Genomic DNA, 14240 nt, shown 5'->3' on the forward strand with positions numbered 1-14240 from the left:
TTGCACCTTTCAATGGATTATCATGCGATAATCCATTTTATGCGGTATTAGCTATCGTTTCCAATAGTTATCCCCCGCTACCAGGCAGGTTACCTACGCGTTACTCACCCGTTCGCAACTCATCCGCTCGGTGCAAGCACCAAGCTTCAGCGTTCTACTTGCATGTATTAGGCACGCCGCCAGCGTTCGTCCTGAGCCAGGATCAAACTCTCATTAAAAGTTTGAGTTCTCACTCATTTCTGTCACTGACAGATTTATTGTTTTTTTCATTGTTCAGTACTATAACCTTAGTTATAGTGCCCTGCACATTGGTTCGTCTTGTTCAGTTTTCAAAGGTCTTTGTCACTCAATCTCTCTCAAGCGACAACTATATTAGTATATCACAGCTCCCCGCCCCTGTCAACACTTTTTTGAAACTTTTTTGAACTTTTTTCATCAAGTGTTCCATCCGCAACATACCATAGTCCGTACGGGATTCGAACCCGTGTTACCGCCGTGAAAAGGCGGTGTCTTAACCTCTTGACCAACGGACCTTGAGCTTTTCAACTCTTTCTATTATACCTACTTTTCCTCCTTTGTCAAGAACTTTTTTCAAACCTATACAAATTCTTGGAAGACGATAGAAAGCTCCCTCAATAACGCCTTGCGTCCTCTGAAGACTTCCCCTCCCATGAGACGGTCCACTAACTCTTGTTTCTCCTCACTTTGCTTGGATTTGTAAGTCTTTAGAAGTTCGTGAAAGAGATAATAATCATCCAGTCTGAGTCCTTTTTCTCCTAGGCGATGGCTAATCTCACTCACCTCTTCATAGGGTTCTTTGTTGAAACGGCGCTTATGGCTTTCCTGTTTTCGAATATTATCCAGGATGCGATTTCTAAATTTTGTTTTAAAGCAGACATATAGTCGATGGCGCTCACCCTCTAGCAACTCTGGATGGCTACTGACCAGTTCATAGAGGCACATCATGCCCTCCTGGTCCCAGTCCTCTTTCTCCCACAGATGTAGATGATAATCTTTGCGACACTTATGGACAATCCCCTTCGTTTCTTCGTATAGTTCTTTCAGATTCATAGACCTCTCCTTTCTGCATTTAGTTTAGCAAAATGCACGAACCCATGAATCTATTTCCTCTATTCTATACTTCTTTCTCTCTCAACGGCACATAAAAAGAGAGGCAAGGCCTCTCTGGGATTATAATTCTGCAATTTGGTTTAGGTTTACTTCTGCAATCGTATCATTACCAAACATAGAGATAATCATCTTCACTTTGTTGTTATCAATTTCAGTAATTTTACCTGTGTAGTCTGCAAAAGCGCCATCAATGATGCGGACTGTCTGACCAACTTCAACATCAATATCAAACTCTTGAACAGTTTGTCCCATTGAAACCAGAATATCACGAATTTCTTGTTCCAATAGCGGAGTTGGTTTTGATCTGTTGCCGTGGGATCCGACGAATCCTGTTACGTTCGGTGTGTTTCGAACGACGAACCATGCTTCATCTGTCATGACCATTTCTACAAGGACATAACCTGGAAAGCGATTCTCTTCAATTTCTTTTTTCTTTCCATTTTTCTCAACTTGCACAGTTTGTGTTGGAATCTCAACACGTAGAATATTATCCAACATGTTATACGTTTGTGCACGTTGCAATAGATTTTCTTTTACCTTATTTTCATAGCCAGAATAAGTTTGTAGAACAAACCATCCTTTGTCAAAACTATCCATGATATTTCCTTTCATAATAGAAGAAACTAGCAGAAGTTCTCCGCCTTTCTTCTAAAAAATGTTAATAAATCGAATCAAACCTGAAACAATCAACTGGTCAAAAATGTAAATGATGACCACAAAGAAGGCTGTGTATTCCATAATAGAGCGAAAATCTCTCCAGCTTTCCTTGCGAGTTGGCCACGTTGTTTCTTTAAGAAGTTTAAAAATATCCTTAATAAAACCCATCGTTCTCTCCTATCTCGTTTCTCTATGTGTCGTATATTTCCCACAATGTTTACAAAATTTATTTACTTCTAGTCGTGTTGGCTTGGGGTTCCCACTAGTTTTGATTGAGTAATTCCTTGAACCGCAAACTGCACAAGCTAGGCTTGCTTTTTTTAGTGCCATAACGCCTCCATCTTATCTATTATAACAAGAAACCTAGGCTTTGACAAGCCTCTTAACGAAATAGTATGCGGTAGAATTTTTTAGAACGCCTAAATTCATACAATTTTTAGGAGAACATCACCGAGTTTTAAAAAAAGACTGAACAAATTTCTTGCTCAGTCTTGACATTGATACACTTATCAGGTATCATTAATTAAAGACTGAGTAAGAAGGACGAGTTCTTACTCGGTAAGGCGAGAAGTGTTAGCGCACTTTTCGTCTTTTTTTATTCGATTAATTTAAGTAAATTATAACACATTTTTACATACCGTGCAAGCATTTTATGTTTGATTGTAGCACAAAAAGACCTTTTTTTACAAAGGTTATTGTTATATAACTTTTTATATACTTTGTTATGTACTTCTATTGTTTTCGGAAGTAGGATAATCTTTTGCTATCAGGGTAACATTGATATCTAGATGTATTTTCTTTATCCGTTTTACTCATTCTCTTTTTAATGGTATAAGCAGAAACTTCCTCTAAAGAAATAAATTTTTCATAATCTTCTCTCCAGGTGCCGAAGAATAATTCTCTCAAGGAATCCTCATAATTCAAAACAATAATTCGACTCATCGTTTCAGCTCCAGCAAGAGTCCAATACATTCCTCTTTTTTTCATTCTATAAGTGACCTTACGATGCTGACTCTCCATTATCCCGATTCCTGCATGACTGAATCCTCTCTGTTCGGCTGGTTTGGTATATTGGAAATTTCTCAATATTTTACTCTTGAACTTCTCAAACAACTCTTGTTCTTCTTCTGTATCGATGTAACTTTCGGTCGTATCTAGGACAGTTCTCATTAACTGCTTATCATGTTGCTTAATCGCCTGGAAAGCTCTCTCTAATAGATCCTCAGAGTAAAATTTTAGATAATTCTTCAACTCCTTATTTACATGATACTCATCCCAGAAATGTTCGTGGCGTTTAATTCGCAGAACCTTCGCAATCTCTTTGAAAACATAGGGTGTATATCCATGACCTCCATCAGAGTTCGTAATCAATAAAGTCTGATTCGTAATTTCGTAATTATTGAACAGATAATCGATCACCTGCTCCCTCACTAAGCGATTGTCAAGGCCAATAAATTCTTTTTTGTCCTGGAGTTCAAATCGATTGCTGCCAACTTTCTGGCTTCCTGTATGGACTACAAAATGGGATAAATCATAATGTTTATTATCCTTCTGTGTGTCACGTGCTTTAACCATCACACCATCACCCTCAATATAAATAACCTGGGCTTTTCTTTTGCGAACTTCTTTATTCTCTTCATAATATCGATAGTCTTCTCTTTCCTCCAACAACTTCTCACAAATTTTTACAGCCTTTACTACAATTGGCTTTGTGATAGAGATGTGATAAGTCAATTGGATCACCTGAGTTACTTTATCATATGGCATTAAAGTAGATAATTTAGCCACCTGATACATAAATTCCCAGGAGAAGCGGACGTTCTTCTGAAGCCCTAACTTTTCATCTACTGGAATAACCCAATGATCTCCCTTTTTCCAACGTCTTCTTCTGAAAGTAAACTCACCAAATGTGAAGGCAACGGTTCGCTCCATAGAGTGAATACAGGTATAGCCCTTTGCTTTCATGACTGGAATCATCTCCTCATCATACCTAGAAACAAAGTTATAAAATTCTTTTGCATTTTGAAACAGCAATTGATTTTTTAGTTCTCTCTCATCAAAGAAAGCCATTCAGAATCCTCCCTTATTAAAATTACGCTTATTTTAATAAATTTTGACCTGAATGTTCAAATAATCCTTTATTCTGACAAAAAAAGAGCCTATCTTTTCAGATAAACTCTTATTTGTCATACCAGGGTTTCTCTTTCTTACTAAAATAGGATTTGCTCATTTCAATAGTAGCTATCCCCATAGGAATCAAAATAATACTCCATAAAACCGTCACAATTCCATCTGCAATAAAGGAAAAACCGCCTGTAAAGTGAAGTCCCAAATACAGCAATAATACAACTGGTAAGAAAGCTGGAGCGAATTTTAAAACGGCCAACCCTAAAACGATTATAAACACCATACTAAGACCAAACGTCTTATAGAATACATAGACCGCTATAGCTCCGATAAAAATAAAGAATAGCTGAACAAGTCTTTTAACGTCAATGAAAATCATTATAGATTCCTCCTACTTCATCAGTAATATTTTAAAATCTCATCTGTTAGATAAATTCTATTGGGTAGATTGGATTCTTGGTGGACTTCTTCAATTAAACCATGATTCTTTAGCTTCTTTTTCAAAGAAATTACTTTGCTTTTACCTGCTTGAAGAGCCTCCATTAGCTCCTCTACAGGGTAACATACAAAAGTATTTCCATTTTCATCATATCCTTTTAATTCAAAGTCAACTGCTCCTCTTAAACGATTTAATAACAGCATGTAGAGAAAGATTCCGCTACTCTTCAAATCATTGAACTGTGGGTTGTCTATTATTGGACGAGGAATAAAGAATTGTCTTGAATCTGTTGCTGCTGAAGAAAACTCTGGAATCTCTGATAGATTTGATAAGTATTTCATTGCTACATTTCCTTTCTTATGGAACTCTATTTTTTCTTTCGCTCCATCTTTTCCCATTCTCTTATAATCAGATTCTCAATATAAGATGAAGCTGATTTTTCACCGTGATACTCTACTAAAGCATCTAACATATCATATCGAACATTATGATGCAGAGAGAAAGGGAAACGTTGCTTTTTATTGTAGCTTTCAGGAGACTTTCTTGCCTCCTGATTTTGTTTCCTAGACGAAGGAATCTTTTCTCTCTTTGGTGTACTTTGGAATGTTTGTTTTACTTGTGCGAATCGATTCTCTGTCATGCTACCTCTCCTTCTAACACACTCAAAATATTTTCATATACGTAGTTTATATTATCATAAAACTTTTGATGTGTCTCTTGTTGGTTAGCTGTCATCTCTTCATGCTGCTCAAAGACACTCTGACTGATCACAAGACTTTTGGCCATGAGCTCTTTCTCCTGGATAGATCCCAGGTAAGCCTGATCTTCTTCAACAACTTCTAAAAATTGTTTACAGGTGTCTGTTACATTGTTTCCAACGTACTTAATCTTATTTCCAATAAGATAAGGTTCTGCTTTAACATAACTTTTCTTGGTAATAACTTCGATAGCTTCGCTCTTAATGAAGTCTACAAAATTTTTCAAAGATAACCAGGCACGAAAACCATTAAGAGAGGCATCAGAAACAGCCAAGACAATATCTGATACAGCAATAAAATTTGCTGTAACTAAACTCTCATCATTGTGCGTATCAATCAGAATGACATCAAATTGTGCTTCTAACTCTTCGTAATGTTCGCTAAACCACATAAACAACTGGAGATACTTGTTGTTTCGACTAGCAAGATCTAACTGCTCATCTGTCAAACGCTCATCACCACAAATCAAACTGAGATTTTCTGATATTGGAACAATCTCATACTCTCCAGTCGTAAATATATCATAGACGGTTTTCTCACATTTTACATCAAATGTTCTTGTCAAATTACATTCCCAAGCTCCATCAATGAGTAGTGTTCTAAGCCCCTTAACACGTGCCAACCAATCCCCTTCATTAAAGGTATCTGTAGTCTTACCACCGCCACCTTTTCCTAAGTTTGTAGTCTGAATCTTCATGATTCCCTCCTTGGATAATTGTATATTTTGTTATATAACTTTTTATATACTTAATTATATCTAAAACAACTTTATTTGTCAATATAAAAGCACAAAAAGTTATATAACTTTTTGTGCAACTTATTATCCGTATGTACCACCTATATTTCCGCCAACATAGGCTTTTAGCTGGATTTGTTGAACCGTAGTATTGAAATTTCCAACGAAATAGCTGTTCTCTTCTCCATTTTTAGTTAGAACAACCAAAAATTGAATCACATCATCTGATTCAGTTGGCATCACTTCCAATTGTTTAGGTTGAAAATCATACTGATTCGTCAGAAGAGCCATCGCAAAGGTTTGAACCATCGCATTCTGTGTCATAGATAAATGATTCTCGATTGTCCCCTTGACATTTGGCAGAAAATTCGTCTTTTTTATATCTGCTACTGCTTCTTCAAAGGCTTTTAACACTTCTTTTTTGTCTTCTGGACTTGCCTCTGCATAGGGGCGTTCTAGTTTTAGCTTAGCTGTCCGATAATGCTTCTCGTCTGCTGTTTCCTCTTTGGAAGACGGCTCGTTTTGTGCGGTTCCTGAAGAACTCACCTGAGCAGCTTCTTCTATTTTAGTTTGTTGAGACGGCCTGAAACTCGATACAATCCCTATCCCTGCCAAAACCAATAGAATACCTACTACAATCGATACAACCATATTTTCCTTTATCCAATCAATCATCTTATATACTCCTTTTAATTTGAACTTAATTTAGCTTCTCTGTCATCTGGATAAGCAAAAGAGATTACCTGTTCTTGTTGTTGTGATTTAGTCCAAATACGATAATTCCATGTATATGGAGTTTTGAACTGATCCCAACCACTCAGAGGTGTATTTTGTTCTACAAATAAGATAGAGCCATTCTCAAAAACATGACATACAATTCCAGTATGGCCATATCCTCCGCCTCCTACCTGTGAAGAAAAAATAGCGCCTCTTTTAGGTGTATTCTTAACTGAATTTCCAAATATTGCAGCCCATGCAGCCGCTTGATCTTTCCCATTTCCTTGTACTGATCCAGAATGGCCCCATAAGTGATTTCCCATGCTAATTGTAAGATTCACACATTGACCAGCATCCTCGTCGTTTCCAGGATTGTACCATCCTGTAGACTTGGCATAATCCATGCCTAAGCTCTTAGGATCAATAATGAATGGTTTCAAGCTATCTGGTAAGTCTTCTGGTTTATACCCCCACGCAGTCGCATCCGAAGGGACAGTTCCCGTTCCATCGGTACTGTTACCTGACTCTCCACATCCACTTCTTTCAGCTGAAGAAGATACCGCACTATCTGAAGAACTGATATCTTGTGTACTGGATACTTCATAAGGTTTCTCGCCATGAGCAGCAATAGCTTCCTTATCAAGCCACTGATACTTCGTACCTAGTTTTTGGTACATATCAGTTAGTTTGCTCTTATAAGTTCCATCTGTGGCCCATCCGCCATCTGCTATAGCAGATAGGCTAGCAATGCCATTTGTATTGTTTATAGCCCCTTTATAAAGTGTCTGGTGAGCCATAAACTCAGCTTTCCCTACGATCCCTGCATCGTAGCTAGAGAACCAAGTATAAGCTCCTCCTGTACCGTCTCCGACATTCGCTCCAGGCTTTGTCCCACTTAAATCAACACTATCTTCACCATACGTCGCAAGAGTAACTGGAAAATTACTTTTACTAGAGGTTTTAACACCTCCCATATTGTGAGCTTTCCAGAAGGAAGTACCATTAGGATTCGTAAAATTGAAGCCATTCTCTATCATTGTTTGAGTGATAGAAGCTGAAGGTAGGAAACCTCCTGCCTTCCAAGACAGGATATAGGCTTCCTTGTGCTTTTTTACAAATTCATCGATGGAACCATCAGCTGAAGAAACTGTGGAGTCGCCAGTTGAAGATGTTGTTTCTACAGCACCACAATCATTTCTTCCATTATTGGTTACAGCTCCCATTATCCCAACTAACATGGTTATCCCAACATTGATAATTAATAGGAGAGCCACAAAAGGAATGAGGATCTTCAGTTTAAATATTTTTTTCATGGATACCTCGCTTATCTACCACAATCCTAATATTGTTCGCAAAATTCCATAAAAAACCAAAAATACAATAAATCCTATTCCAATCTTCTTGAGACCGTTCAAAAACTCCTTATCTCGTTCTTTTTGTGCTTCCAGGCGTTTTGGATCAGATTCTCCCTCTGAAGCGAAATAATCTCTTTCTTGTTGCATGCGATATTTACGAATCAATACGTATTGATCAAATCTCTGCTTAGTCCTGGCAATCATTCCTAGTTTATTTTTGGCCATTCTGGTTTACCTTCCTTTCTTACTCAATACCGCCATAGCGCTCAACTTCAGGGGCTAACAGCTGTTGGTTAAAGACCAGATTTCCTACCCCTGCAATATTCATGAATAACTGTCCTTTCTTCAGACGAGGCAAAGTCTCTAGTTCAGACTGGTTCATTGATCCAGATAAGGCGTTAGCTAGTAGAGGAACACTGGTTTCGTCCGTCTGAGCAAAAACTCTATATTGCATCAGACCAAAAATCCTCTGGACTGCCGTTACGTACGGATCCTTATGAGTGCCAATCCCCGTCTCAAACAGAATCCCTCGCAGTGAATTAACAGACAATACAACACCAGCAAAGTTTTCGCCCATTGTATCAATCATATCGGCCAGAAGGTTGACACTACTTTCATGCTTAGGGTCAATGAGTGTCTGTGCCCCACTAATATTGACAATATAGTGCTGCATATCCATCTCCGTTAAGTCAGGACGTCTCTTCAGTAATTGCTTACAGCGTTTTCCGTTATTGACAATATCAGCTGAGACAAGTGAAAGAACAGAGAATATCTGAACATTTAACAAATGTGGGGCGTTCTTCAACCCTGAGAAGTCAAATGTTACAACTTGCTCTGAAGAAATATCTTGAAATTTGGTTGTCCCCTCGAAAATTTCTGCGTTTGTTGTCAATAGTTCGTTAAACGTATTGTAAATACGCTTAACAGCCTTGTGTTCGGCTTTATCCGCACTAGTTTGTTCCAGTCGACGTTTGTAGGCATCAACAAACAAAATAAAATCAGACAGAATAGGATACTCTTCCTTCACAATATCTGTCGCTTTCAGTTTTTCTGGATTCAATGAAGGATTTCGAGCCCACATATTTCCCTCAATATAAAACTCATTCAGGAGAGTTCCAAATGTGATTAAATCGTCTCCTGTCACTTCATTATTCAGGAGTTTATAGATACTCTTCAGTTTCTCGATATGAAGGTTGTAAGATTTCTTCTTATCGATTTCAGTTCCTGCTTCATTGGTTACTGTTGGAAATACCTGGAAGATATTGATACGGTTAGCCTCACCTGATAAATCAAGAATCAATCCATGTTGTTTTCGTGTCTGATCAAGAAACTGGCCAGTAGCATCAAAGTTACGAATATAATGCCCCTTCGCATAGAGACCGTCTGTGTGTTTCATAAGAAAAGATCGCTGTCCCATCTTTGGATTTCCAGATAGGATCATAAAGGAGCGTGTTCTTTTCTCGTCACGTTCTAGAAAATTGAAATTTACCGCTCCATTTGTTGGAGTCCAACCCAGATAAAAACCCTTCTCATCTTCTAGTTTCGTATGATTAAAGAAATATCCACCAGCTATTGAGTGAGCTGGAGTCGGTATTCCTCTTCGATGATTGGGCAAATCAATCTGATATTCAGCTGGAATAAATGGAGCATGGTATTCAAAATCTAATTCTCCAGACAGAATAGTGGATTTGAATTTCGACGTTTTGTCTTTGACCTCTTCAACCTTCTTGAATAATTCTTCTTTGGTTGATGCGAACGTAAAGACACGAATATACATGCCGTACATAGCTATATTTTGCTTATCAATTTCACGGCTTAGTTTATTCAGATTGTCAATTTCATCTAGTTCTTTCCGATTATTGGTTAGTTTGCTATTGTTTGTAATCCGTGTTGACTTCTCTTCAATAGAGTCCTCAATCTCTTTTTGAAGCTGTCTGTTATCCTCCTTGTACAGTGACAGGAAGGAACGTGTACCAGGAATCAACAACAATTCAGAAAGCCAAAAACGATCCATCCCTTCAGTTGGATACTCATAATAGTGTAAGACCGTATGGTGCCCATCTCCACTTATCCAGGAGCGGTCATCCTTTTGAAAATCAATATTTCCTTGCGGTTGAATCTGACTAAGAAAAGCAAGGTCATATCCTTCATTTTTTAGTTGTCTTTGTCTACGTTTTGATAAATCAGGCATGCTATCTCTCCTATACTTTCTCATTCATATTGTTGTATTGCTTTATTATCTGAATTTTCTTCCTGTAGTTGATATCTTGCGGAACAAAATCATTATTTCCATAGGTTTTAGCCTTCCGAACCAATTCGTCCAATTCGGTTGTTGTGGGCGCAAATAGCCACAGAATGAATTCTGTATTATAGACTTCTTGTCGGATACTTTCTTCAACCTTAATTTGGCTTTGAAGCCAAATTTCACGATCCTTGAGTTGTAAAAAACGTCTATCGTTTACTGATAACTTAGACATATCTTGTCGCACTAAATCCAAATGATGGCGCAAGTCAGAAATTTGCGTGTCTGTATTTGTTGGCAAAGTTGTCGTCTCCACTTGGATATTCGGTCCAAATCGAGTCAACCAGGTTTCAAAATTTTCAATGGTTCTCATAACCTCGTTATAAGACATCGATCCTAAATCTTTACCTGGTATCTCCATCAGCTGCAAGTATCCATAATCAACTAACTGGATATAAGCCTGGCTGTTTGGAATGATTGATTTTACATCCAACAACTCAACGCAAGAATGCAAATCAAAATATTCCTGCGTTTGTTTCTTTGTTTCTTGAATACGTCCCAGCGGACGTTTCTTATTTTTTGGGGGTTGAGTTTGTTTAATCGCCATTATGGTTTTCTCCTTCTGATGTAATTTAAGCTGATATAACGTTTTCTTCTTCGTCTGAAGAAAAGAAACATGCTGTGCCAATTCTTTTTGCCACCGTTGGCTGGCAATACAAGATATAGACTCATGACTGGTGTCAACAAAATGAATGCGAACATCTGTATCCACTGGCTTTTAGGAAAGATCTTTAGCCCAACGCTCAAAGCGATTACGCCAGTAATTCCTACAAAAGCAATATCTAGAATAAGAAGACCTATAATCTTGATTTTGGCATAGATATCTCTAGGTACACCGTATTTTTCACCGTACATTGATTTCTCCTTTACATTTGTTTTGACACTCACATTATAATGAATAATCGAAAATATCTTTTAAAGGGACAATAGCATTTTTGCCATTGTCTTTCAGGAAAGAATTGTACAAAAAGTTATATACTTTTTTGAACAATAAAAGAAGCCTCAATCTTGAGACTTCTTAACTAGATCAAAGAATGATTCTTCAGAAAGGAAAGTGATGAATTGACCGTCTGATATTCGTCTAAGCGCTTCATCATGCTTTTTAGACCTTTTATCTAGATCAAAAAGATTCAACTGCTTGTGTCCTAAAACCAATATATCTGTCCTTGAAGATATATAGTTTTGAACGACAGCTCCTTTACTTTCTAAAAAGCGTATGGCTTCTTCTCGAGTTAGAGGACGTAGACTTCCTGTGATAACAATGTTCTTTCCTGTTAAATCCATAGTTCAGCCTATTCTTCTTCGTCCTCACTCTCAGCACCTGTGATATGACGACCTCCCTGCATACGCTGTCCTGCTTGTTGCATTTGTTGGTTCATGTAATTCATTTGATTCATGCTCTTTTGAAATTTTTGTTGAGAAGAATCAGGCTGTGCTGGTGGTTGTGATTCTGAAACTGGTGCATCTGCAGGTGGATTTGGATCTTGAATTGGGGACTCCATTTCTTCAGCTGGAGGAGTTGGATCGACAATAGGTGCATCGGTTGTTCCTGGATCAATTGGAGGCTCAGGAATATCAATTGGTCCAGGCTGCTGATCAATTCCAGGAACAGCATCATTTTTCAGAGCGTTATAGGTCGCATTTTGAGCAGAGGCAGCCTTATCATCCAGCTTATCTAATGCGCTACCAACTGCCCCTTTCGTATTTTGCATGGCTTCAAATGCTTTCCATTCTGCCAAATCAACCATATTGCTTACACCACCTTTGGCCGCATTCATAAAGCCTTGGTCTTTTACAGAGTTCAAAGCACCTTGAATACCACCTCCAGTTCTGGCAAGGCTATTTCCTAGGATCTGACTTCCTTTAGACAAGGCATCTGGAGCTTTTTTAGCCATATCCATACCAAATTGGCCAAGTGCCATACTGCCATTAAAGAGACCGCCTGCTCCAGCCGCAAAGGCATTCCCCATCATCATAGCACCCAACAATTGTTGAGCTGTTTCACTATGACCAGTCGAAACTCCAAGCCAGCGCTCGATCATGGCCACTCCTTGCATGGCCGCAAAGAATACTCCAACATATACAAAGGCAGCGGCGAGACACTGTTCCCACATGTTGAGTCCGTCAAAGAATCCGCCAGAAAGCTTCGTTACAGCTGAAACAGATAGGATCGGTAAATCTCTGAAAATCTCAAGTGTTACACGCATAATGATAACTTCAAAGAAAATTCCTGCTAAAGCACCACCAATCGTTCTTAACAGCTCTTTGTATTTCTTTGAGTTTGATAGGGAGCTATAACCAAGAATCGGAGAAATCATTGCTTCAATCAGAATATCAAAAACTGATTTGACGAGCTTGATGATCATGCTGACCAAAAGAACAACAAGGATAATATACTGGAGGAACATCCCTATCCAGTTGACTTTATAGCGCATATAAACTGATTCAAAAGCACTCAATTGATTGATGAGACGGTGTTCTGTTATGCTTTCAACTCCAGTATTATTGGAATTCAACTTATGGAGGAACAAGCCTTTAATCCCTGCTATTTTGTCGGTTTCCTGCATATCCTTTAACAGTTTTGGATTGGTCGTACCATAGTTTGCCCCAAAATCAATCTTGGTCGCAAAATCAGTCGTGTCCCGCTGTGCAGGGTCATCCGTGATATTATTGACAGGAGTTGACCCCTCCTGAACGGGCTTGATATAGCCATAATCATCCATTGGAAACAACTCTGTAGAAAAATCCTTGTAGATCAAAACTTTTAAGTCTACCACATTATTTTTCATGGGCTGAAGAGCCAAGGAGGAAGTTGGTTGACTACCAGATGGCGCTTCACTGGTGACCGTCTGGATAGACATGGCATCCTGCGCCACTGCGGTTGAGATAGTGGTCAAAGCTAGTGGCAATACGGCAGTTACAGCAGTCACCAAAAGGAAATTCGTAATGACCCCTTTGTATTTGACTGGTTTTGTAAAAACTCCTGCAACAGCCGACACAACCAAAATCAGGGTAAACAAGGACGTCCCCAATAACTGAAACCAGTAAAAGAACTGGCCTATAATCGTCTTCTGGTCGCCTAGATAACCGAAGAGACCAAAGAGCTTGAACATATTATTAAAAACATGTTCTAGGCTGGAAGTGATTTGATAAAGAGCCTTGGCAATCCCTCCTGGTAAATAAGTGAGAAATGCCATAAATGCAGGAGTCGGTTCTAAATAGTTGCCCCAGTAGGAATAAAATTCCGCCAGCTTTTTTGCATTCTCGCCTGTGATTTCACCATTGAGATTCTTGACCTCATTCATCAAATCTGAAAAGGTTTGATAGTGCACTAAAGGTACCTTCTTTCTTTCTAAGATACCCCTATCATATTCGATAATGGCAAAATCGTTTTTAAAGGGACAATGAAATTCTGACAATAAAAAAAGCCTCAAATAATTGAGACTTTTGTAAGTTAATCTGCTGTTCCATTGAAATCATAGAAAGCATTGTCTTCTTTATAGCCACGAAGTAATTCAATGACTCTAATTTTTTTACCACCTTCAGTCAAGACGACTTGATAGTAAGCACCAGCCTCTTCAGGCTTATCTGCGTTATCACCAACAGCTATAGTAAAATTATCCTTTCCTTTCAGTTGACTTTCTAAACTAACAATAGTTCCTCTGAAAGAGGCTGGAATTGCCTTCACTTGTTCTTCTGAAAGAACACTGTACCTAATGCTTTTACCGTCATTATTTGAAATGGTTCGCTTTTCTTTATCGAATTTTAAAGTAGATCCTACTCCACCACTAAAAATAGAACTATCATAACTATCTTCTTGTGAAAAGCCTGTATAGCTATCTTTTAGCACATTTTTAGCAATAGAATCAGGTGATTTTTGACCACATGCCCCTAGTAAAATCAAGGCTAACCCTACTAAAACAATTCTTAAAAAGTGCTTTGCTTTCATCATTTTTTCTCCTAATCATTATTTATTTCATTATAACAAACATCATTTTTTCTTGCAAGTGTTTATATA

Annotated in this window: 18 protein-coding genes and 1 tRNA gene; all 19 read right to left on the reverse strand. The window is 38.2% G+C overall.

The window, feature by feature from the left end:
* Positions 1-461 precede the first annotated feature (461 nt).
* The 19 genes from HMPREF9188_RS09395 to HMPREF9188_RS09485 all read right to left on the reverse strand — a co-directional run bounded on the left by HMPREF9188_RS09395 (position 462) and on the right by HMPREF9188_RS09485 (position 14174).
* A tRNA-Glu gene (locus HMPREF9188_RS09395) sits at positions 462-533 on the reverse strand.
* 64 nt (positions 534-597) lie between these two features.
* Positions 598-1071 carry a hypothetical protein gene (locus HMPREF9188_RS09400; protein ID WP_009730717.1) on the reverse strand — a complete coding sequence of 158 codons (474 nt, stop codon included), beginning with the start codon at positions 1069-1071 and terminating at the stop codon, positions 598-600.
* Positions 1072-1191: 120 nt separating this feature from the next.
* A complete protein-coding gene (nusG, locus tag HMPREF9188_RS09405) occupies positions 1192-1728 on the reverse strand; it encodes a transcription termination/antitermination protein NusG (RefSeq protein ID WP_000376728.1) in 537 nt (178 codons plus the stop codon).
* 51 nt (positions 1729-1779) lie between these two features.
* Positions 1780-1956: a preprotein translocase subunit SecE gene (gene secE, locus HMPREF9188_RS09410; RefSeq protein WP_000505776.1), complete on the reverse strand. Its 177-nt coding sequence runs from the start codon at positions 1954-1956 to the stop codon at positions 1780-1782.
* Positions 1957-1965: 9 nt separating this feature from the next.
* Positions 1966-2118 (reverse strand): 50S ribosomal protein L33, encoded by a 153-nt coding sequence (gene rpmG, locus HMPREF9188_RS09415; RefSeq protein WP_009755504.1) that lies wholly within the window; start codon positions 2116-2118, stop codon positions 1966-1968.
* A 402-nt stretch (positions 2119-2520) separates the two neighbouring features.
* Complete coding sequence (locus HMPREF9188_RS09420; RefSeq protein WP_009730718.1) at positions 2521-3858, reverse strand: ISLre2 family transposase; 1338 nt, start codon at positions 3856-3858, stop codon at positions 2521-2523.
* A 109-nt stretch (positions 3859-3967) separates the two neighbouring features.
* A complete protein-coding gene (locus HMPREF9188_RS09425) occupies positions 3968-4294 on the reverse strand; it encodes a hypothetical protein (protein ID WP_009730719.1) in 327 nt (108 codons plus the stop codon).
* 20 nt (positions 4295-4314) lie between these two features.
* Positions 4315-4695 (reverse strand): replication initiator protein A, encoded by a 381-nt coding sequence (locus HMPREF9188_RS09430; protein WP_009730720.1) that lies wholly within the window; start codon positions 4693-4695, stop codon positions 4315-4317.
* Positions 4696-4721: 26 nt separating this feature from the next.
* A complete protein-coding gene (locus HMPREF9188_RS09435; protein ID WP_009730721.1) occupies positions 4722-4994 on the reverse strand; it encodes a hypothetical protein in 273 nt (90 codons plus the stop codon).
* Positions 4991-5809 (reverse strand): ParA family protein, encoded by an 819-nt coding sequence (locus HMPREF9188_RS09440; RefSeq protein WP_000701737.1) that lies wholly within the window; start codon positions 5807-5809, stop codon positions 4991-4993. The genes HMPREF9188_RS09435 and HMPREF9188_RS09440 overlap by 4 nt, the downstream gene beginning before the upstream one ends.
* 123 nt (positions 5810-5932) lie before the next feature.
* Positions 5933-6523, reverse strand: a complete 591-nt coding sequence (locus tag HMPREF9188_RS09445; protein ID WP_009730722.1) for a hypothetical protein — start codon at positions 6521-6523, stop codon at positions 5933-5935.
* A gap of 14 nt (positions 6524-6537) precedes the next feature.
* Positions 6538-7878, reverse strand: a complete 1341-nt coding sequence (locus HMPREF9188_RS09450) for a CHAP domain-containing protein (protein WP_009730723.1) — start codon at positions 7876-7878, stop codon at positions 6538-6540.
* Between the two features lie 15 nt (positions 7879-7893).
* Positions 7894-8145, reverse strand: a complete 252-nt coding sequence (locus HMPREF9188_RS09455; protein WP_001107251.1) for a hypothetical protein — start codon at positions 8143-8145, stop codon at positions 7894-7896.
* Between the two features lie 19 nt (positions 8146-8164).
* Entirely contained in the window at positions 8165-10111 is a 1947-nt protein-coding gene (locus HMPREF9188_RS09460; protein WP_009730724.1) for a hypothetical protein, read from the reverse strand.
* Between the two features lie 10 nt (positions 10112-10121).
* Complete coding sequence (locus tag HMPREF9188_RS09465; protein ID WP_009730725.1) at positions 10122-10769, reverse strand: hypothetical protein; 648 nt, start codon at positions 10767-10769, stop codon at positions 10122-10124.
* Positions 10769-11077 carry a DUF5592 family protein gene (locus HMPREF9188_RS09470; protein WP_006154524.1) on the reverse strand — a complete coding sequence of 103 codons (309 nt, stop codon included), beginning with the start codon at positions 11075-11077 and terminating at the stop codon, positions 10769-10771. The genes HMPREF9188_RS09465 and HMPREF9188_RS09470 overlap by 1 nt, the downstream gene beginning before the upstream one ends.
* Before the next feature lie 147 nt (positions 11078-11224).
* On the reverse strand, positions 11225-11506 hold the full coding sequence (locus HMPREF9188_RS09475) for a BRCT domain-containing protein (RefSeq protein WP_009730726.1): 282 nt from the start codon (positions 11504-11506) through the stop codon (positions 11225-11227).
* An 8-nt stretch (positions 11507-11514) separates the two neighbouring features.
* Entirely contained in the window at positions 11515-13554 is a 2040-nt protein-coding gene (locus tag HMPREF9188_RS09480) for a pLS20_p028 family conjugation system transmembrane protein (RefSeq protein WP_033588945.1), read from the reverse strand.
* A gap of 122 nt (positions 13555-13676) precedes the next feature.
* Complete coding sequence (locus HMPREF9188_RS09485) at positions 13677-14174, reverse strand: hypothetical protein (RefSeq protein ID WP_009730728.1); 498 nt, start codon at positions 14172-14174, stop codon at positions 13677-13679.
* Positions 14175-14240: the final 66 nt, after the last annotated feature.

It is taken from the genome of Streptococcus sp. F0441 (assembly GCF_000314775.2).
GTDB lineage: Bacteria > Bacillota > Bacilli > Lactobacillales > Streptococcaceae > Streptococcus.